Source organism: Streptomyces sp. NPDC101165 (assembly GCF_044768135.1).
GTDB lineage: Bacteria > Actinomycetota > Actinomycetes > Streptomycetales > Streptomycetaceae > Streptomyces.
The window spans coordinates 173556-192229 of record NZ_JBIWPG010000008.1; the positions used below are offsets into that span (position 1 = coordinate 173556).

Consider the following 18674-nt stretch of genomic DNA (forward strand, 5'->3'; position numbering starts at 1 on the left):
GGCTCGGGGGGAGGCTGGGGCAACTGCTTTTCTCACCAGGGGGCAGCCGGCGGTGCCGTAAGAATCTCCGCCAGCCTCGACAGACGGTCGCGGAAGCCCCGGCGGACCCTCGGAGAGCCTCCGTTCTCGCCGGCCGCCGCAGTGACCAGGTGCTGCACGCTGTCCAGGTCCAGCTCCGCCCCCTCGGGTACGGCCAGCGTGTCGTGGGCCATCGCGGACAGCTCGGGCCCGCCCGCGCCGAGCGCCAGTACCGTCACCCCGGCCCGCCGTGCCGCGTGCACCCGCTCCAGCAGCTCCGCGGGCTCCTCGGGGGCGACCACGAGCAGGGTCTCGCCGCGCCGTGCCTCCTCGATCCGGCCGGGTCCGACAGCGAGGTGCGCGGGATCGGAGGGGCGCGCGTGGTGTCGTACGAGGGTCGGAGCCAGCTCGGGAGTGCCGGACCAGGCCGCCTCGTCCACCAGATGCGCGGCCAGATGCCAGGGCTCGTACTCGGGCGTGCCCACCAGCAGCAGTCCGCCCCCGTGCGCCACCACGGACCCGCGCATCACGCCCGCGAACCGCCGGGTGGCCCCCAACCACTCGGTCCCGGCGAGTACTTCGCGCAGCAGCGCGACCCGTACGGCGTCCATGCGCCCGCATCCTGCCCCAACCGGTCACTCGTGACGCGGAGTTCACCCCGAATTCGCCCAACCTGGGGATGTTGACGGCCCGTCACTGTCCGTTTCCGTGTGAGGAGCCGCCCCCATGACCGACGTGTCCGTCCCCTTCCGCGCCGGCCAGGAGAGCTACGCCGGCTTCCGCATCCCGGCCGTCGTGGCCACTCACAAGGGCACGCTGCTCGCCTTCTGCGAGGGGCGGGTCGACTCCGCCGCCGACCACGGGCACATCGACATCGTGCTGAAGCGGTCCACGGACGGCGGCCGCACCTGGGGCCCGTTGCGGGTCGCCGCGAGCAACGGGAAGAACCTCGCCGGCAACCCCGCCCCCGTCGTCCTCGACACCGGCCGCATCCTGCTCGTGCACGTCCGTGCCGCGGCCGGCGCCACCGAGGCCGCCATCCTGCGCGGGCAGATCAGCGACGCCGACGGCCGCCGGGTGTGGGTGCAGCACAGCGACGACGACGGCGCGACCTGGTCCAAGCCGAAGGAGATCACCGCGCAGGTGAAGAAGCCCGGCTGGCGCTGGTACGCCACCACCCCTGGCCACGCCCTCCAGCTCCGCTCCGGCCGGGTACTCGTCCCCGGCAACCACACCCTGCCGCCCACCGGCACCGACACCGGCGCCGAGGCCAGGTACAACAGCGGCCACTGCCTGCTCAGCGACGACCGCGGCGAGACCTGGTACCTCGGCTACCTGGACGAGAACACCGACGGCTACATCAACGTGAACGAGACCACGGCCGCCGAACTCCTTGACGGCCGCGTCTACTTCAACACCCGCAACGACTCGCCGGCGCCCGGCAACCGGGCCGACGCCCACTCCAGGGACGGCGGCAGGACGCTGGTGAAGCCCTTCCGCCCGCAGGCCGGACTCACCACCCCGGTCTGCGAGGCCTCCGTCCTGCAGCTCCGCGATCCCGACCTGCTGCTCCTCTCCGCCCCGGCCGACCCCGCCGCCCGCGCCCTGATGACCCTCCGCGTCTCCGGCGACGGCGGCACCACCTGGCGCAAGGCCCTCTCCGTGGACGGACTGCCCGCCGCCTACTCCGACCTGGTCCGCGTCGACCGCGGCACGGTCGGACTCCTCTACGAGACAGGGGACTTCAGCGCCTACGAGACCATCACCTTCCGCCGGGTGCCCGTGACGCGGCTCACCTGACCCGGTGCCGTCCGCCCCACGGACCAGTGCCCCGACAGGCAACGTTCGCCCCGTCGCGACGCCCGGCACGCCCTCTCGCCGCACGCACCGGACGCCGCTCCTCGACGGGCAAACGTTGCCTGCCGGGGCACTAGAGTCGGCCCATGACCTCTACCGACAGCGCACAGACTCCCGCGAAGGCCCCCGCCAAGGACCCCTGGGACCTGCCCGACGTCTCCGGGCTGGTCGTCGGCGTGATCGGCGGCACCGGCCCGCAGGGCAAGGGCCTCGCCTACCGGCTCGCCCGGGCCGGTCAGAAGGTGATCATCGGCTCGCGCGCCACCGAGCGCGCCCGGGCCGCCGCCGAGGAGCTGGGGTACGGCGTCGAGGGCGCCGACAACGCGGAGACCGCGCGCCGCAGCGACATCGTGATCGTCGCCGTACCGTGGGACGGCCACGGCAAGACGCTGGAGTCCCTGCGCGAGGAACTGGCCGGCAAGCTCGTCGTCGACTGCGTGAATCCGCTGGGCTTCGACAAGCAGGGCGCCTACGCGCTGAAGCCGGAGGAGGGCAGCGCGGCGCAGCAGGCCGCCGCCCTGCTGCCGGACTCCCGGGTCGCCGCTGCCTTCCACCACCTGTCGGCCGTGCTGCTCCAGGACCCGGACATCGAGGAGATCGACACCGACGTGATGGTGCTCGGCGAGGCGCGCGCCGACGTGGAGATCGTCCAGGCGCTTGCCGGGCGCATCCCCGGCATGCGCGGCGTCTTCGCGGGCCGTCTGCGCAACGCCCACCAGGTCGAGTCGCTGGTGGCGAACCTGATCTCCGTCAACCGCCGCTACAAGGCACACGCCGGGCTCCGCGTCACGGACGTCTGAGGGCATGGGGGACACTGGTCGTCGTAGCAGTGTCCCCCGCAAGGAGCCGACCCCATGCCCCGCATCGCTCTCTACACCCTCGCCGTCTGCCTCCTCGCCGTCGCGGCCGCGGTCGTCTCGTTCGTCCAGGGCAGCTGGCTGGGGATCGTCTGGGTGCTGCTGGCGGGCCTGTCGTCCAACATGACCTGGTACTACGTCAAGCGCGGCCGGGCCACCGCGGCGCAGGGCAAGTCGGTCACGGGCTGATCGTGCAGATCTCCGGGGTGCCGCGCCAGAAGCGGTAGAGCTCGTAGCCGCAGGCGCGGGAGAAGCCGTCGATGCCCAGCCCGCGCAGGATCGCGTCGATCGCGTCGAAGAACGCGCTGTTGATCGACGGCACCCACAGCAGCGCGAACACGAACAGCAGCCCGAACGGCGCGAACGGCTCCACCTGCCGCTTCACCTGGTACGACAGCCACGGCTCGATCACCCCGTACCCGTCCAGGCCCGGCACCGGCAGGAAGTTCAGGATCGCCGCCGTCACCTGGAGCAAGGCGAGGAACGCCAGCGCGTAACGGAAGTCGCGGGGGACCCCGTCCAGCGCGTGCAGCCAGAAGGGCGCCGTGCACACCGCGGCGAACAGCACGTTGGTCAGCGGGCCCGCCGCCGAGATCAGGCTGTGCCGCCAGCGGCCCCGGATGCGGCTGCGCTCGATGAAGACCGCACCGCCCGGCAGGCCGATCCCGCCCATGATCACGAACAGCACCGGGAGCACGATGCTCAGCAGCGCGTGCGTGTACTTCAGCGGGTTCAGCGTCAGGTAGCCCTTCGCGCCGACCGTGATGTCCCCGCTGTGCAGGGCGGTGCGCGCGTGCGCGTACTCGTGCAGGCACAGGGAGACGATCCAGGCCGCCGTCACGAACAGGAACACCGCGATACCCGGCTGCTCGGCGAACCCGGTCCAGGTGGCCCAGCCGGTCACCGCCGTGACGGCCGCGATCCCGAGGAACACGGGGCTGATCCGGCGCTCGCCGCGGCGGGTGGTGGCGGTCGTCATGAGCGGCTCCAGGGGGCGGGTACGGTCGGGAGGCCGACCGTACCGGCCGGGGACTCAGGAGGAAAACGTCTCGCGGTGGCCGTCCGGTTCCAGGAGGGTGGGGGAATGGCACTGATGAGGGTGTTCTACGAGGACTGGCAGATGGAGTGCTGCGGCAAGCCGTTCAGCGTGGGCCAGGAGGTCGGCTGGCGGCTGGTCGCCGTCGAGGGGGAGGAGGCCGGGAACGACCACTGGCACGGCGCCGAGGCGTGGGTGGAGAACCACGGGGGCCCGAAGCACAAGACCGTCGGCCGCGTGCGCTCCATCGACCTGGTGCACCAGGAGTACGCCGCGCACCACGATCCGCGCGCCGCGGAACGCGCCGCGCTCGCCGATCTGGAGCCCGGCACGGTGGTCTTCCGGTCGACCGGGCGCAGTCTGGAGCCGGTGCCCGGCGCACGGACCCTGGAGCCCGTCGACAGCTGCCCGAGGTGGTTCGGCGGCTTCGAGGACGAGGAACAGCCACCGCGCCGGGTGCCCTATCGCGTCCGCCGCGCCGTCGGCGTCCTCGTCACCCTGGAAATCCCGGACGACGCCGGAGGTCCCGGGCGGCACGCCGCCTGAACCCGGTGACCCGTACCGACCGCTCCGGAGACAATGAACCCCGTGCGCTACCGCCTCCTCGGCCCCACCCAGGCACTCCGCCCCGACGGCACGCCCGTCCCGGTAGGCGGGGCGCGCCTGCGTGCCCTGCTGAGCGTGCTCGCGCTGCGGGCCGGCCGGACCGTCCCGACCGACCTGCTGGTGGACGAGGTGTGGGGTGCCGAGCCGCCCGCCGACGCCACGGGCGCGCTGCAGGCGCTGGTCGGCCGACTGCGCAGGGCCCTCGGCGCCGACGCGGTCGCCTCCGCCGAGGGCGGCTACCGGCTCGCCGCCGCCCCCGACGACATCGACCTGGGCCGGTTCGACCGGCTGACCGGCGAGGGCCTCGGCGCCCTGGCCGACGGCGACCCCGCCAAGGCCGCCGCCGTCCTGGACGACGCGCTCGCCCTGTGGCGCGGCCCCGCCCTCGCCGACCTGCCCGACCACACCGCCGACGCGGCCCGCTGGGAGACCCGCCGCCTCGACGCTCTGCGCGCCCGGCACACCGCCGCCCTCGCCCTCGGCCACGCCGAGCAGTCCCTGCCCGAGCTGGCGGCGCTGTGCGACAGCCATCCCCTGGACGAGCCGCTCCAGGCACTGCGGCTGCGCGCCCTGCGGGACGCGGGCCGCCCGGCCCAGGCGCTGGCCGCCTACGAGGAGGTACGCGAGCTCCTCGCGGACCGGCTCGGCTCCGACCCCGGCCCCGAACTGCGCGCCCTGCACACCGAGTTGCTCACCGAGGCCGAGCGGGAACCGCAGCCCGCGCCGCCCGCCGCCCTCGGTAACCTGCCCGCCCGGCTCACCTCCTTCGTCGGCCGGGAGGCCGACATCGCGGCCATCGGCGCCGACCTCGCGGCGGCTCGGCTGGTCACGCTGCTCGGGCCCGGCGGAGCGGGCAAGACCCGGCTGTCCCAGGAGGCCGCCGAGGCCGTACGGCACACCGCCCGGGACGGGGTGTGGCTGGCCGAACTGGCGCCCGTCGACGACCCGGACGCCGTACCGCAGGCCGTGCTGACCGCGATCGGCGCCCGCGAGACCGTGCTGCACGGCGCCGGCGTCGAGGCCATGCGCGCGATCACCGACGTGGACGACCCGATCGACCGGCTCGTGGAGTACTGCGCCCGCCGCCGGATGGTGCTGATCCTCGACAACTGCGAGCATGTCGTCGAGGCGGCCGCCCGGCTGGCCGAGCGGCTGCTGGCCCGCTGCCCGCAGCTGACCGTGCTCGCCACCAGCCGCGAACCGCTCGGCGTGCCCGGGGAGTTGGTGCGTCCCGTGGAGCCGCTGCCCGAGCCGGTCGCGCTGCGGCTGTTCGCCGAGCGAGGTGCCGCGGCCCGGCCCGGATTCCGCCTGGACGAAGACCCCGAGGCCTGTGCCGAGATCTGCCGGCGGCTCGACGGGCTGCCCCTCGCCATCGAGCTGGCGGCCGCCCGCCTGCGCATGCTGACCCCGCGCCAGATAGCCGGCCGGCTGGACGACCGCTTCCGGCTGCTCACCAGCGGCAGCCGCACCGTGCTGCCCCGCCAGCAGACCCTGCGCGCCGTCGTGGACTGGTCCTGGGACCTGCTCGACGCGGACGAACGGGACGTCCTGTGCCGGCTGTCGCTCTTCGCGGGCGGCTGCGACCTGGCCGCCGCCGAGGGCGTGTGCGGCCCGGCCGCCCTGGACGCGCTCGGCTCCCTGGTCGACAAGTCCCTGGTCGTGGCCTCCCCGTCGGCGGACGGCGGGATGCGCTACCGGCTGCTGGAGACCGTCGCCGAGTACGCGGCCGAACGGCTGGACGAGACCGGGCGCCGGGCCGGGGCCGAGCGCGCCCATCTGACTTACTACCGCGAACTCGCCCGCACCACCGACCCGTTGCTGCGGGGCAGCGAGCAGCGCGCCGCCATCGACAGGTTCCAACTGGAGTACGAGAACCTGCGCACCGCCCTGCGGCACGCCGTCGCCCTCGGCGACGAGCAGGAGGCGCTCAGCCTGGTGCTGTCCCTGGTCTGGTACTGGCAGATGCGCGACCTGCGCATCGAGTGCCGCACCTGGTGCGAGGAGGCCATGGCCCTCGGCCCCGACCCGTTCGCCGAGCCGGTCCGCCCCGCCCTCCCCGTCTGGGAGCGCTGCACCGACACCCCGCCCCCGTTCACCGGCGAACTCCTCGCCGAGGCCCGGCGCGGCGTCCACCTCGCCCATCTCGCCTGCATGGACACCGAGATCAACAGCTGGCAGACCCCCGAGGCCCAGGCCAAGCTGCGGGTCATGGCCCAGGTCTACGAGCCCGGCCTGCCGCAGACCTGCCGCGCCCCGGGCGCCATATGGTTCTACGCCGTCATCCTCACCGACGGCGCGGACCGGATGCGCACGATCTCCGACGCCACCATACGGACCTGCCGGGACACCCCCGGCTTCGAGTGGGAGCTGGCCGGCGCCCTGCAGCTGCGCGCCAACCTGCTCGCCAACCGCACCGCCTGGGCGGGCGACGCCACCCGCGACGCCGACGAGGCCCTGGAGATCTTCCGCCGCCTCGGCGACCGGTGGGGCATCGCCGAGGCGCTGTCGGCGCGCGGCGAGGCCAACGAACGCAAGGGCGCCTACCGCACGGCCGCCGCCGACTACGAGGCGGCCATCGTGCACGCCGAACGCCTCGGCGCCCGCGCCCAGATGGCCGTGCTCCGGGCCCGGCTCGGCAGCGTGCTCCTGGAGGGGGGCGACACCGAACGCGGCGAGCGCATGCTGCGGGACGTCATCGCCAACCAGGAGGGCGCCGTCAACGAGGCGATGCCGGCCGCCCGGCTCTTCCTCGCCGCCTGGCTCGGCCTGACCGAGCGCATCGAGGAGGCGCGTGAGCAACTCCGGCTGCTGCGCGAGGAGTTCACGATCGCGCACTTCGTCGTCTTCGACGTCATGATCCTCAGCCAGGACGCCTGGCTGGACGCCCTCGACCGCCGCTCCGAGGAGTCACTGGACCGGGTCCGCACGGCACTGCGGCGGGCCGACGACCCGCTGTCCCGGGTGGTCACCCCGCATCTGGGCTCCATCTGCCTCACCATCGGGGCGATGGCCCTGGCGAGCCTGGACGGCGGCACCCGCGCCGCCGACGCCGCCCGCTGCCTGGCCGCCGCGGACGCCCTGCTGCCGGCCGAGCACGTCTCCTCCGGCTTGGAGCGCCGGACGTACGAGCTGACCGAGTCCCGGATCCGCGAGACGCTCGACGGCCCCGCGTACGCGGCCGCATACGCCGAGGGCGGTGGCCTCTCCCTCGCGGAGGCCACCGCCCTGCTGTGAGCCGCTGAGCGCGGCTCTTCGTACGTCTGCTCTTGGTACGTCTGCTCTTGGTACGTCAGCTCTTCGTGCGGAACTTGTGGATCGCGACCGGGGCCATCACCGCGGTGAGGCCGGCCGACCAGAGCAGGGTCACCCACAGACCGTGTGCGACCGGTCCGCCGACCATCAGGCCGCGCGCGGCGTCCGCCAGGGCGGACAGCGGGTTGTAGTCGGTGAAGTTCTGCAGCCAGCCCGGCATCGAGCGGGTCGGCGCGAAGATCGACGAGCCGAACTGCAGCGGCATCAGCACCAGGAAGCCCATGGCCTGCACGGACTGCGCGCTCTTCATCACCACGCCGAGGGTGAGGAACACCCACATCAGGGCCGAGCCGAACAGCGCGGACAGGCCCACCGAGGCGAGCAGCCCCGGCCAGTTGGTGATGTGGAAGCCCACGAGCACGCCGACGATCATCAGCACGACGGTCGCGAAGAGCATCCGCATCAGCTCCACCGCGATCTTGGCGAACAGCACGGAGCCGCGCCCGATCGGCAGGGACCGGAAGCGGTCCATGACACCGGAGTTGAAGTCCTGGTTGAAGCCGGTGCCCACGCCCTGGGCCATGTTCATGCCCATCATGGCCATCAGGCCGGGCACGACGTACTGCACGTACCGCTCCTGACCGCCGCCCAGGGACTGCCCGATGGAGCCGCCGAAGACGTACACGAACAGCAGGGTGAAGATGACCGGGAACAGGATGGCGTCGAACATCGACTCCGGGTCCTGCCGGATCCACAGCAGGTTGCGGCGGATGAGCGCGCCGGTGTGGCGCAGGTGGGCACGCAGCGGGATGGGCGCGTCGGTCTTCGCAGCGGCGGTCGGGGTAAGGGTGTTGGAAGGGGCGGCGCGAAGCGCCTCGTTCAGGGTGGTGGTGGGCGACGGGTGGGAGCTCATACGGCGACCTCCTCGCGGGTCTCGGCGGGCGTGACGTCCTGCGGGGCACCGGCACGGTGGCCGGTGAGGGACAGGAACACCTCGTCCAGGCTGGGCAGTTCGGTGGTGATGGAGGAGATCGTGATGCCGCGCGCGGTGACAGCGCCGACCACGGCGGTCAGCTGCTCGTCGCTGAGGATCGGCACCAGCAGCGTCCCGGACTCGGGGTCCACGGTGGTGGCCGCGAGCCCGGTGATGCCCAGCTCGTCCAGCATGGCGGCGAGGGGCCGCAGCTGCAGCGGGTCCAACGGCCGCACGCGCAGCGTGCGCCCGCCGACCCTGGCCTTCAGCTCCTCGATGCCGCCGTTCGCGATGACCTTCCCGCGGTCCACGACGGTCAGCTCGGAGGCGAGCTGCTCGGCCTCCTCCATGTACTGGGTGGTGAGCAGCACGGTGACCCCCTCACCGACCATCGCCTTGACCTCGTCCCACACCTCGTTGCGGGTGCGCGGGTCGAGCCCGGTGGTCGGTTCGTCGAGGTACAGGACGGCCGGCCGGCCGATCATCGAGGCGGCCAGGTCCAGCCGCCGCCGCATGCCGCCGGAGTACGTGCTCGCCGGGCGCCTGGCGGCCTCCGTCAGCGAGAACCGCTCCAGCAGCTCGTCGGCGCGGGCGCGGGCGTCCTTGCGGGAGAGGTCGAGCAGCCGCCCGATCATGTAGAGGTTCTCCCAGCCGGGCAGCTTCTCGTCGACCGAGGCGTACTGCCCGGTCAGGCCGATCACCCGGCGCAGCTGCCGGGGCTGGCGTACGACGTCGTACCCGGCCACGGTGGCCTGCCCGGCGTCCGGCGTGATCAGGGTGGAGAGGATCCGTACGAGGGTGGTCTTCCCGGCGCCGTTCGGCCCGAGCACCCCCATCACCGTGCCCTCCCGCACATCCAGGTCGACCCCGTCCAGCGCCTTGGTCTCGCCGTAGTGCTTGACCAGTCCCCGCACCGTCACGGCGTGGCTTCCGCCGACGGGGTTGTGTTCGATTCGCGTCATGCCCATGAAGGTGCCAGGCCCCACCGACAAACCACCGACAGGCCGCCGACAGCCACCGACAACATGCCGACGACCACCGCAACCATCAATTGAGCGACCACGACGGCGAGCAACCACCTCCGCGAGAGCGGCACCGGCTCAGGCACACATAGGGGGACAGCCCGCCGACGGGGGACGGTCGGCGGGCTGTCCGGGGTGTTGCCGCAGTGGCTAGTGGACGGAGTGCTCCTCGAGCGGGAACGTTCCGCCGACGACGTCCTCGGCGAACTCCTTCACCGCGTTGCCCATGACCTCACGCAGGTTCGCGTACTGCTTCACGAACTTCGGGACGCGACCGGACGTCAGTCCGAGCATGTCGGTCCACACCAGCACCTGCGCGTCCGTCTCCGACCCGGCGCCGATGCCCACGGTCGGGATGTGCAGCACCCGCGTCACCTCGGCCGCCAGCTCCGCCGGAACCAGCTCCAGCACCACCGCGAACGCGCCCGCGTCCTGCACGGCCTTCGCGTCACGCAGCAGCTGCGCCGCCGCCTCCTCGCCCCGGCCCTGGACGCGGTAGCCCATCGCGTTGACGGACTGCGGGGTCAGCCCGATGTGCGCCATCACCGGGATGCCGGACTCGACGAGGAGCCGGATCTGCTCGTGCGAGCGCTCGCCGCCCTCCAGCTTGACCGCTCCGACGCCCGCCTCCTTCACCAGCCGGGTCGCCGAGCGCAGTGCCTGCACCGGGCCCTCCTGGTACGAGCCGAAGGGCAGGTCGCCGACGATCAGGGAGCGCTGGGTGCCACGTACGACGGCCGCCGACAGCATGCTCATCTCGTCGAGGGTGACGGGCACGGTGGTCTCGTACCCGAGGTGACAGTTGCCCGCCGAGTCGCCGACCAGGATGACCGGGATCCCGGCCTCGTCGAAGACGGACGCGGTCATCGCGTCGTAGGCGGTGAGCATGGGCCACTTCTCGCCGCGTTCCTTGGCGAGGGCGATGTCGCGGACGGTGATGCGGCGAGTGCCCTTCCCCCCGTACAGCGCCTTGCTGCCGTCGGAAGGCTTGTTCTGGGCAGCCGAAAGCTGCGTCATGGCAACGGCTCCTTCAGTCATCTCGAGGCGCCCTGACGGCGTCCCCGGATCGCTTCCATGGTGGCACCTCGTGCCAGTGAGGGCCAGAGGAGCCCCCTGTGATCCCTTCGGCGGGTCCCCGCTGTGGCCCCGCCGGGTAAGGCCTCGGTAAAGGAATAAGATACGAGACGGTTCCGTATCGAAATGGTCGTAGGCTCGAACGCATGACAAGTTCCGTCCCTGCCCCCCGGATACCGGAAGCGGTACACCGGCGCCGATGGGCGATCCTCGGCGTGCTGATGCTGAGCCTGCTCATCGTGGTGCTCGACAACTCGATCCTGAACGTCGCGATCAAGACCATCTCCACTCCGGCGCCCACCGGCCTCGGCGCCACCCAGAGCGAGATCGAGTGGGCGATCAACGCCTACACCCTGGTCTTCGCCGGCCTGCTGTTCACCGCCGGCCTCATCGGCGACCGCCTCGGCCGCAAGAAGGTCCTGCTCGGCGGCCTCGTCGTGTTCGGCATCGGCTCGGCCCTGGCCGCCGAGTCCGGCTCCCCGAACCAGCTGATCGCCTACCGCGCCCTGATGGCCCTCGGTGCCGCCTTCGTGATGCCCGCCACCCTCGCCGTGCTCATGAACGTCTTCGAGCGCGAGGAGCAGCCCAAGGCCATCGGCATCTGGGCCGGCGGTGTCGGCCTCGCCATCGCCATCGGCCCGATCACCGGCGGCGCCCTCCTCGACCACTTCTGGTGGGGCTCGGTCTTCCTGATCAACGTGCCGATCGTGCTCATCGCGCTCGCCCTGATGGTGTGGCTCGTGCCCGACTCGCGCGACCCCCGTCCCGGCCGGCTCGACCCCGTCGGCGTGGTCCTGTCCGTCGTCGGCCTGGTCCTGCTGGTCTACGGCATCATCAAGGGCGGCGAGCTGGCCGACTTCACCGACGCCAAGGTGCTGGCGACCATCGTCGCCGGTCTCGCCGTCCTCACCGGCTTCGTGATCTTCGAGAAGCGCAGCGACCACCCGTCGCTGGACGTCACCTACTTCAAGAACAAGGTGTTCTCGTCCGCCATGGCCGCCATCGCGCTCGTCTTCTTCGCACTGATGGGCGTGACGTTCTTCTCGGTCTTCTACATGCAGAGCGTCCGCGGCTACTCGCCGTTCCAGTCCGGCCTGATGATGCTGCCGCTGGCCGCCGCCCAGATGATCTTCGCGCCGCGCGCCCGGCTGCTGGTCGACCGGTTCGGCAACAAGGCCACGACCACCGCGGGCCTGGTGCTGATCGCGGCGACGCTGGCCGCGTTCTCCTCCTTCGAGGCCGACACGCCGATCTGGGTGCTGGAGGTCGTCTTCTTCCTCATGGGCACCGGCATGGCGCACATCATGACCCCGACCTCCGTCGTCATCATGCAGGCCCTGCCCCGCGAGAAGGCCGGTTCCGCCTCCGCGCTCAGCAACACCTTCCGCCAGGTCGGCGGCGCCCTCGGCATCGCCGTGCTCGGCTCGGTGCTCTCCACCTCGTACCGCAACGGCATCGAGGGCAAGCTCGGCCTGCTGCCGCCCGGCCTCAGGGACACGGCCGGCGAGTCCATCGAGGCCACGCTCGGCGTCGCCGAGAAGCTCGGCGCCCCGGGCAAGGCCCTCGTCACCCCCGCCAACGACGCCTTCCTGCACGCCATGCACATCACCGCCCTGTGCGGTACGGGCGTGGCGCTCGTCGGCGCCCTGGTGACGGCCCTCTTCCTGCCCGGCAAGCCGTCGGCCGGTCAGGAGGACAAGAAGGAGCAGGAGTTGGTCGTAGCCGCGGACTGACCGAAAACGACGTGGTCCACGGGGGAAGGAGGCTGTTGCGGGAGAATTCCCGCAGCACAGTGAAAGGACGGACGAGTGAGCCTTGCCGACAGCCGGCCGCGACCGGACGGGCCCGTGCGGGGCCGCCCGCGCAGTGAGGCCGTGGAACGCGCCATCCTGGAGGGCGTCGTGAAGCTCCTGGAGGACGGCGTGCCCCTTGCCGAGCTCTCCATCGAGCGCGTCGCGCGCACGGCCGGGGTCGGCAAGGCCACCATCTACCGCCGCTGGAGCGGAAAGGAGGAGCTGTTCGTCGACGTCGTGCGCGCCGCCGAACCCCCCGACCCCGTACTCCCCGGCACCTCCCTGCGCGACGACCTGGTCGTGCTGCTGGAGTCCCTGCGCCAACGCGGCCTCGCCAGCCGCTCGTCGGCGATCCTGCACAACGTGTACGCCCAGATGAAGAGCAGCCCCAAGATCTGGGCGGCGTACCACGCCGGCGTCATAGCGCCCCGACGCGCCCTCTCCCTGGAAGTGCTGCGCCGCGCACGGCAGAGCGGCGAACTCCGGGCGGACGTCGACCTGGAGCTGGCCAACGACATGTTCATGGGCCCCATGCTCGTGCGCTCCGTCATGCGCCCCGACGACGACCTGCCCGAGGGGCTCGCGGAACAGATCGTCGACACGGTCCTGGAAGGCCTACGGCCCGTCAGCTCGACAGGCTCGTAGCACGTATGTGCACGTTTCGTCACAGACCACGCCGGTCCTGGGGGTAACCGGAACCCCGGGCGCCGACTCGTTCGTCCTCGTCTTCCGTACGGCCGTCATGGGACGGCGGGAACCAGGTCGATCATCCCCTAGGGTCGGATGAACACAGGGGAACGACGGTGTGCACGGCAGGCAGTGAGGCAGACGGTATGGCGCAGCAGGCGTACATGACGGAGACGGACAACGGCGGCTCGGGGCCCGAGCGACCGGGATCCCGGCTTCGGCGCCTGATGCACCGCCTGTTCGGCGGCTGGCGCGGCGATCCACGCATCTGGCGCCGGGGCATCGTCCTCGCCGTCCTCGCGCTGCTGCTCGCGCTGGTGATGCTGCTGCACTCGCACATCCCCAACCGGGTGGGCAACCTGGGCAGCCTCACGGAGACCTTCCTGCCCTGGCTGGGCCTGGCCATCCCGGTCCTGCTGGTCCTCGGTGTGCTCCGGAAGTCGGCGACCGCCCTGCTCACGATCCTGCTCCCGGCGATCGTGTGGCTGAACCTCTTCGGCGGACTGCTCACCGACCGGACGGCCACCGGCGGCGACCTCATGGTGGCCACCCACAACGTGAACGCCGACAACCCCGACCCGGCCGCGACCGCCCAGGACGTCGCCGGCTCCGGGGCCGACCTGCTGGCGCTGGAGGAGCTGCCCGCGTCCGCCGTCCCGGTGTACGAGAAGGCGCTCGCTTCGACGTACAAGTACCACTCGGTCGTCGGCACGGTCGGCCTGTGGAGCAAGTACCCGATGACCGACGTACGGGACGTGGACATCAAGCTCGGCTGGAAGCGCGCGATGCGTGCGACCGTCACGACCCCCGAGGGCCCGCTCGCCGTCTACGTCGCGCATCTCCCCTCGGTGCGGGTGAAGGTGGAGGCCGGGTTCACCGCCCGGCAGCGGGACAAGAGCGCCGACGCGCTCGGCGAGGCCATCGCCCACGAGTCCCTGCAGCGGGTCGTGCTGCTCGGCGACCTGAACGGCACGATGAACGACCGCTCGCTCAACGCCGTCACCTCCCAGCTGCGCTCCACCCAGGGCGCGGCGGGAAGCGGCTTCGGGTTCAGCTGGCCGGCGTCGTTCCCGATGGCCCGGATCGACCAGATCATGGTCAAGGGCGTCGAGCCGGAGAGCTCCTGGACGCTGCCGCGCACGAACAGTGACCACCTCCCGGTGGCTGCTCGTGTGAAGGTGGACACGTCCTCGTAACCGGCTGGAATACTGGGCCCGGGAGACTTTGTTCCGTAGCTGAACATAAACTGGTGACGGAACTCCGCTCTCTTACCTCGAAAGGCACAGGCCCTCAATGCCCCTGGCCCTGCTCGCTCTGGCCGTCGGCGCTTTCGGTATCGGTACCACCGAGTTCGTGATGATGGGCCTGCTGCCCGACGTCGCGGACGACCTGCACATCTCGATCCCCACCGCCGGCCACCTGGTCTCGGCGTACGCGCTGGGCGTCGTCATCGGCGCCCCGCTGCTGGCCGCGCTCACCGCCCGGATGTCCCGCCGCACGGTGCTCATCGCTCTGATGGCCCTGTTCGTCGCGGGCAACGCGCTCTCGGCGTTCGCTCCCGGCTACGACTCCCTGCTCGCCGCCCGCTTCCTCAGCGGCCTGCCGCACGGCGCCTTCTTCGGCGTGGGCGCGGTGGTGGCCACGGCCATGGTCCCGCCGGAGCGCAAGGCGCGCTCCGTCTCCCTGATGTTCCTCGGCCTGACGGTCGCCAACGTCGTGGGCGTTCCCGTCGCCACGCTGATGGGCCAGCACCTGGGGTGGCGGGCGACCTTCCTCGGCGTGAGCGCGATCGGCCTCGCGGCGATAGCTTCGCTGGCCCTCCTGATCCCGCGCGACCGCGTCGCCGCCCCCACCACGGGCCTGCGCGGCGAGCTGGCCGCCCTGCGGTCCCTGCCGGTCTGGCTGGCCCTCGGTACGACGGTGGCGGGCTTCGGCGCGCTCTTCGCCGCCTACAGCTACGTCACCCCGATGCTGACGGACTCCGCCGGGTTCGCCGAGGGCAGCGTGACGGTGCTGCTCGCCCTGTTCGGTGTGGGTGCGACGGCGGGCAACCTGCTGGGCGGACGCCTGGCCGACCAGTCGATGCGGGGCACGCTGTTCGGCGGGCTCGCCTCGATGGTGGCCGTACTGCTCCTGTTCCCCTTGCTGATGCGGTCGGAGTGGAGCGCTGCCCTGGCCGTGGCGCTGCTCGGCATGGCGGCGTTCGTCACCGGATCCCCGCTCCAGCTGATGGTCATGGAGAAGGCCGCGGCGGCTCCCTCCCTCGCCTCCTCCGCCAACCAGGCGGCATTCAACCTGGCGAATGCCGGCGGCGCCTGGATCGGTGGCTTGGCGCTGGCGGCGGGGTTCGGAGTCACGTCGCCTGCGGTGGCCGGGGCGGCGTTGGCTGTACTGGGGCTGGGCGTGGCGAGCGTGGCTCACCTGGTGGACCGGCGTCGGGAGGTTGCCTCGGCCTCGGTGGGCCGCGTCGTCGCTGCGCACGTGCCCGAGCAGTCGGGGGCGCTGCAGCACTGAGTCTGCCCGCCCACCCGTCTCGGTCGGTCAAGATCCTCCCAGGAAACCCCCGACCGTCGCCGCGAACCGGTCCCCGTCGTCCAGCCACGGGAAGTGAGCGGCCTCGGGCTGGATCACCAGCCGGCCGTGGGGAAAGAGCCCGGCCACCTCGGTCATCGCGCGGGGCGGGCCCGCCACGTCGGCTTCCCCGGCGAGCACCAGCACCGGCGAGCGGAAGCGCGCCAGGGCCGTACGCGTGGTGTCAGGGGTGAAGGCGCCGGGGGCAGCGTAGGCGGCCGCAGCCTCGGCGTTGCGCTGTTCGTCCTGCGCAGCCTGGTGGGCGCGGGCCGCGCCGTCCCAGCGGCCGTACCAGAAGGGGGCGACGGCCTGCCAGGAGGTGGCCGTCTCCCGCCCGGCGACGACCGCCTCAAGGGCCCCGAACGCCTCCGGAAACCACGGCTCGTCCCGGCGCATGCGCGCGGCCCGGAGCCGGTCCTCTCCGTCGATCGCGACGCCGACGGCCAGAACGCTCGGCGTGATCAGCGCGAGACGGCCGACCCGTTCCGCGTGGCGGCTCACGTACGACACGGCCAGGTTCGCGCCGGCCGAGTGCGCGAGCAGATCGATCCGGTCGAGGCCGAGATGGCGGCGCAGGGCCTCCACGTCGTCGACGAGCCGGTCGCAGCGGTAGCCGGCGGAGTCCTCGGGCCGTGCCGACCGCCCGGTGCCGCGCAGGTCCAGCCGGATCAGCCGATGGTGGGCGGCGAGGCCGCCGAGCTCGCCGAGATAGGCCGAGTCCTGCATCGGCCCGCCGGGCAGGCAGATGAGAGCGGGGCCGTCGCCGGTCACGTGGTGGGCGAGCTTCGTGCCGTCGTACGAGGTGAAGAAGTTCAAGTCCATGGCGGGCAGCCTGGGGGTGGCGATGGGCGCCCAACTATCGTTTAGCTCCAGCTACATGATGGGGATGACGGGGCGGCGGCACGGATGACGGTATGGCGGTAGAGATCCGGTTCACCGCGGCCTCGGTCGCGAGGGTGCGGTTCGCTCTCTCGCCGCTGGGCGAGACGGTGCTGGCGCTGCGGATCCTGCTCGGCACGGGTGGCCACGCGGTGCACGAGCCGTGGGTGCGCGGGGCGCGGCCGCTGCTGGCGGGCGAGCGTGAACTGCCGCTGCTGCGGGCGCTGATCGCCGGGCCGCTGCCGTCGTTCCTGTTCCCGGTGCCGCAGGAGCGGCTGCCGTCGATGACGGCGGAACTGGAGGTGCTGCGAGCCACGGAAGGCGCCTTCTTCCGGCAGGAATACGCGGCGGTCCTGGGCATCCCGCAGGAGGAGACTCCCGAGCCGGAGGCGGTACTGCCGCGGCTCGCCGCAGCGCTGCACCGCTGCCACGAACTGGTCGTTGCACCCCACTGGGTCCGGATGCGGGCCGTTCTGGAGGCGGACGTCGGCAGACGCGCGCTCACCCTGGTCGACGGCGGGGTCCAGGCCCTCTTCGCCGAGCTGCACCGGGACATCGCCTGGGACGGCGGCCAGTTGGTGGTGCACGGCCGGCGCACCCCGCACTCGGTCTGGACGGTGGACACGGGCGGGCACGGCCTGGTCCTGCTGCCCAGTGTCTTCAACTGGCCGCACGTGGGCGTCGACAAGTCCCCGCTCACCGCCGCGTCGATCCGCTACCCGGCCGTGGGCGTCGGCCTGCTCTGGGAACCGCCCCCACCGGCCCTGGCGGGCCTCGTCCCGGTCCTGGGCCGCACCAGGACTGCCCTGCTCACGGCCTTGGCCGAGCCCTTGACGACAGCGACCCTGGCCGACCGTCTGGGCATCACCCCGAGCGCGGTCTCCCAGCACCTGGGGGCTCTGCGGGGGGCGGGGCTGGTGACGACGCGGCGGAGGGGGCGTACGGCGCTGCATCTGCGTACGGAGCGGGCGACGCGCTTGCTGGACCCGCACGACTAGGGCGACCAACGAAATGCCGTGACCTGCGGGTTTGCAACGCTTCTTGCATGCTGGTCCCGTGATGGCATAGGGAGATTCCCGGGACCTTCAATGCCGTGGCCTGGTCGCTGACGTCTCGCACGATGCAACCACATGGGATCGGATCCGCGCTGGAAATACAGCCTTCATCAGCGCGGCCGGCCTCGGAATGGTCCTGGTCAACGACCTGATGCCCACCACATCCTCCTGACTGCAACCGACAGTCGCCGACCAGTCTGTGAATTCGGCAAGTTGAGGTAACCGAGCCACTGGCGCCAGGAGGGTATCCAGCGGCGCCAGCCGACAACGAGTGCGTCGAGGTCGCAGACCTCCACGCCCTTGTCGCCAGTCCTGTGGAACGCGAAGGACCGCCGCACCACGCGGGGGCAGCGGTCCCGTAGCGCGCTCAGGTTCTAGCCGCCGGCTAGTCGTTTTCGACCAGGTACTTGACGAAGTCCACGACGAATTCGCCGTAGTGGAGAGCCGATCCGATGGCCTCCAGCCTTGTGTACTGCTCCGGGGACAGCGAGACATCCGTGGCGCAGCTGATCGCTCTCAGCAGCACCCGGAAGGCCAGGTCCGGAGTGCACCGGCGCGCGCAGTCGACGAGCGCCGCCCGCACGTCAGGAGCCAGGAATCGGGTTGCCTCGATCTCAGCCACGACCGCGTCGAGGCAGGTCATGCCGTCCTCGGTGTCCGCGCCGGTGAGCGGGCGTACGCCTGTTGCTGTGGACAGCCGGGCGTCGCACAGGTCGACGACGGCCCGGGTCCACTGCGTTCCACTCCCGAGCCGCTCCCAGTTCGCCATGTACTCCGTTCCGGCCTCCCACAGCACCTCGAGCGTCCCCGAGGGGAGGTTGTCGAGGAGCGTCTGGGCGTCACGGCGTACTGCCTGGGCTGCCTCGTCGCTCCACCCCGCGAGGTGATTCGCAACGATTTCAGCGGCTGTGTCCCCGTAGTGGGTCCCGTCCTGATGGAAGAAGTCCATAACCCAGGACACACCGAAGTCGAACTCCGTGAAACGTGCCACTGC

The 18674-nt window shown here is 71.8% G+C and carries 17 protein-coding genes; 10 read left to right on the top strand and 7 right to left on the bottom strand.

Annotated elements, in window-relative coordinates; genetic code table 11:
* Positions 1-32: 32 nt before the first annotated feature.
* Positions 33-629 (bottom strand): hypothetical protein, encoded by a 597-nt coding sequence (locus ACIRVH_RS18915; protein WP_403954379.1) that lies wholly within the window; start codon positions 627-629, stop codon positions 33-35.
* A 115-nt stretch (positions 630-744) separates the two neighbouring features.
* On the opposite strand from ACIRVH_RS18915, the gene ACIRVH_RS18920 reads away from it, so the two are divergent.
* The 3 genes from ACIRVH_RS18920 to ACIRVH_RS18930 all read left to right on the top strand — a co-directional run bounded on the left by ACIRVH_RS18920 (position 745) and on the right by ACIRVH_RS18930 (position 2921).
* A complete protein-coding gene (locus tag ACIRVH_RS18920) occupies positions 745-1818 on the top strand; it encodes an exo-alpha-sialidase (protein WP_403954382.1) in 1074 nt (357 codons plus the stop codon).
* 143 nt (positions 1819-1961) lie between these two features.
* Positions 1962-2675, top strand: a complete 714-nt coding sequence (gene npdG / locus ACIRVH_RS18925) for an NADPH-dependent F420 reductase (protein ID WP_403954385.1) — start codon at positions 1962-1964, stop codon at positions 2673-2675.
* Positions 2676-2729: 54 nt separating this feature from the next.
* Positions 2730-2921, top strand: a complete 192-nt coding sequence (locus tag ACIRVH_RS18930) for a hypothetical protein (RefSeq protein WP_403954388.1) — start codon at positions 2730-2732, stop codon at positions 2919-2921.
* Here ACIRVH_RS18930 and ACIRVH_RS18935 read toward each other — a convergent pair.
* Positions 2911-3711: a site-2 protease family protein gene (locus ACIRVH_RS18935; protein WP_403954391.1), complete on the bottom strand. Its 801-nt coding sequence runs from the start codon at positions 3709-3711 to the stop codon at positions 2911-2913. The genes ACIRVH_RS18930 and ACIRVH_RS18935 overlap by 11 nt on opposite strands.
* 105 nt (positions 3712-3816) lie before the next feature.
* On the opposite strand from ACIRVH_RS18935, the gene ACIRVH_RS18940 reads away from it, so the two are divergent.
* On the top strand, positions 3817-4314 hold the full coding sequence (locus tag ACIRVH_RS18940; protein WP_403954394.1) for a DUF6578 domain-containing protein: 498 nt from the start codon (positions 3817-3819) through the stop codon (positions 4312-4314).
* 33 nt (positions 4315-4347) lie between these two features.
* Positions 4348-7608, top strand: a complete 3261-nt coding sequence (locus ACIRVH_RS18945; protein ID WP_403954397.1) for a BTAD domain-containing putative transcriptional regulator — start codon at positions 4348-4350, stop codon at positions 7606-7608.
* Positions 7609-7663: 55 nt separating this feature from the next.
* Here ACIRVH_RS18945 and ACIRVH_RS18950 read toward each other — a convergent pair whose 3' ends face one another.
* The 3 genes from ACIRVH_RS18950 to panB all read right to left on the bottom strand — a co-directional run bounded on the left by ACIRVH_RS18950 (position 7664) and on the right by panB (position 10638).
* Complete coding sequence (locus ACIRVH_RS18950; RefSeq protein WP_403954400.1) at positions 7664-8539, bottom strand: ABC transporter permease; 876 nt, start codon at positions 8537-8539, stop codon at positions 7664-7666.
* Positions 8536-9561 carry an ATP-binding cassette domain-containing protein gene (locus tag ACIRVH_RS18955; protein WP_403954403.1) on the bottom strand — a complete coding sequence of 342 codons (1026 nt, stop codon included), beginning with the start codon at positions 9559-9561 and terminating at the stop codon, positions 8536-8538. Before ACIRVH_RS18955 ends, ACIRVH_RS18950 begins: the two co-directional genes overlap by 4 nt.
* Positions 9562-9771: 210 nt before the next feature.
* Positions 9772-10638 carry a 3-methyl-2-oxobutanoate hydroxymethyltransferase gene (gene panB / locus ACIRVH_RS18960; RefSeq protein WP_403954406.1) on the bottom strand — a complete coding sequence of 289 codons (867 nt, stop codon included), beginning with the start codon at positions 10636-10638 and terminating at the stop codon, positions 9772-9774.
* Positions 10639-10841: 203 nt separating this feature from the next.
* On the opposite strand from panB, the gene ACIRVH_RS18965 reads away from it, so the two are divergent.
* From ACIRVH_RS18965 to ACIRVH_RS18980, 4 genes are all read left to right on the top strand, one after another.
* The gene (locus tag ACIRVH_RS18965; protein WP_403954409.1) at positions 10842-12428 is read left to right on the top strand and encodes an MFS transporter; all 1587 of its coding nucleotides are present in this window, start codon (positions 10842-10844) and stop codon (positions 12426-12428) included.
* Positions 12429-12503: 75 nt separating this feature from the next.
* Complete coding sequence (locus ACIRVH_RS18970; RefSeq protein WP_403954411.1) at positions 12504-13133, top strand: TetR/AcrR family transcriptional regulator; 630 nt, start codon at positions 12504-12506, stop codon at positions 13131-13133.
* Between the two features lie 269 nt (positions 13134-13402).
* A complete protein-coding gene (locus ACIRVH_RS18975; protein ID WP_403954930.1) occupies positions 13403-14371 on the top strand; it encodes an endonuclease/exonuclease/phosphatase family protein in 969 nt (322 codons plus the stop codon).
* Between the two features lie 97 nt (positions 14372-14468).
* A complete protein-coding gene (locus tag ACIRVH_RS18980) occupies positions 14469-15689 on the top strand; it encodes an MFS transporter (RefSeq protein WP_403954414.1) in 1221 nt (406 codons plus the stop codon).
* A gap of 27 nt (positions 15690-15716) precedes the next feature.
* Here ACIRVH_RS18980 and ACIRVH_RS18985 read toward each other — a convergent pair whose 3' ends face one another.
* Positions 15717-16562 carry an alpha/beta fold hydrolase gene (locus tag ACIRVH_RS18985; RefSeq protein WP_403954932.1) on the bottom strand — a complete coding sequence of 282 codons (846 nt, stop codon included), beginning with the start codon at positions 16560-16562 and terminating at the stop codon, positions 15717-15719.
* 98 nt (positions 16563-16660) lie between these two features.
* On the opposite strand from ACIRVH_RS18985, the gene ACIRVH_RS18990 reads away from it, so the two are divergent.
* Positions 16661-17623, top strand: coding sequence for a DUF5937 family protein (locus ACIRVH_RS18990; RefSeq protein WP_403954416.1), 963 nt, complete (start codon positions 16661-16663; stop codon positions 17621-17623).
* Between the two features lie 442 nt (positions 17624-18065).
* Here ACIRVH_RS18990 and ACIRVH_RS18995 read toward each other — a convergent pair whose 3' ends face one another.
* Positions 18066-18671 (bottom strand): hypothetical protein, encoded by a 606-nt coding sequence (locus tag ACIRVH_RS18995; protein ID WP_403954418.1) that lies wholly within the window; start codon positions 18669-18671, stop codon positions 18066-18068.
* Positions 18672-18674 lie beyond the last annotated feature (3 nt).

Bases quoted from the DNA above. Each gene is read 5' to 3' on its own strand.
- ACIRVH_RS18915 (WP_403954379.1), bottom strand. From the start codon at position 629: ATGGACGCCGTACGGGTCGCGCTGCTGCGCGAAGTACTCGCCGGGACC.
- ACIRVH_RS18920 (WP_403954382.1), top strand. From the start codon at position 745: ATGACCGACGTGTCCGTCCCCTTCCGCGCCGGCCAGGAGAGCTACGCC.
- npdG (WP_403954385.1), top strand. From the start codon at position 1,962: ATGACCTCTACCGACAGCGCACAGACTCCCGCGAAGGCCCCCGCCAAG.
- ACIRVH_RS18930 (WP_403954388.1), top strand. From the start codon at position 2,730: ATGCCCCGCATCGCTCTCTACACCCTCGCCGTCTGCCTCCTCGCCGTC.
- ACIRVH_RS18935 (WP_403954391.1), bottom strand. From the start codon at position 3,711: ATGACGACCGCCACCACCCGCCGCGGCGAGCGCCGGATCAGCCCCGTG.
- ACIRVH_RS18940 (WP_403954394.1), top strand. From the start codon at position 3,817: ATGGCACTGATGAGGGTGTTCTACGAGGACTGGCAGATGGAGTGCTGC.
- ACIRVH_RS18945 (WP_403954397.1), top strand. From the start codon at position 4,348: ATGAACCCCGTGCGCTACCGCCTCCTCGGCCCCACCCAGGCACTCCGC.
- ACIRVH_RS18950 (WP_403954400.1), bottom strand. From the start codon at position 8,539: ATGAGCTCCCACCCGTCGCCCACCACCACCCTGAACGAGGCGCTTCGC.
- ACIRVH_RS18955 (WP_403954403.1), bottom strand. From the start codon at position 9,561: ATGACGCGAATCGAACACAACCCCGTCGGCGGAAGCCACGCCGTGACG.
- panB (WP_403954406.1), bottom strand. From the start codon at position 10,638: ATGACGCAGCTTTCGGCTGCCCAGAACAAGCCTTCCGACGGCAGCAAG.
- ACIRVH_RS18965 (WP_403954409.1), top strand. From the start codon at position 10,842: ATGACAAGTTCCGTCCCTGCCCCCCGGATACCGGAAGCGGTACACCGG.
- ACIRVH_RS18975 (WP_403954930.1), top strand. From the start codon at position 13,403: ATGCACCGCCTGTTCGGCGGCTGGCGCGGCGATCCACGCATCTGGCGC.
- ACIRVH_RS18980 (WP_403954414.1), top strand. From the start codon at position 14,469: ATGCCCCTGGCCCTGCTCGCTCTGGCCGTCGGCGCTTTCGGTATCGGT.
- ACIRVH_RS18990 (WP_403954416.1), top strand. From the start codon at position 16,661: ATGGCGGTAGAGATCCGGTTCACCGCGGCCTCGGTCGCGAGGGTGCGG.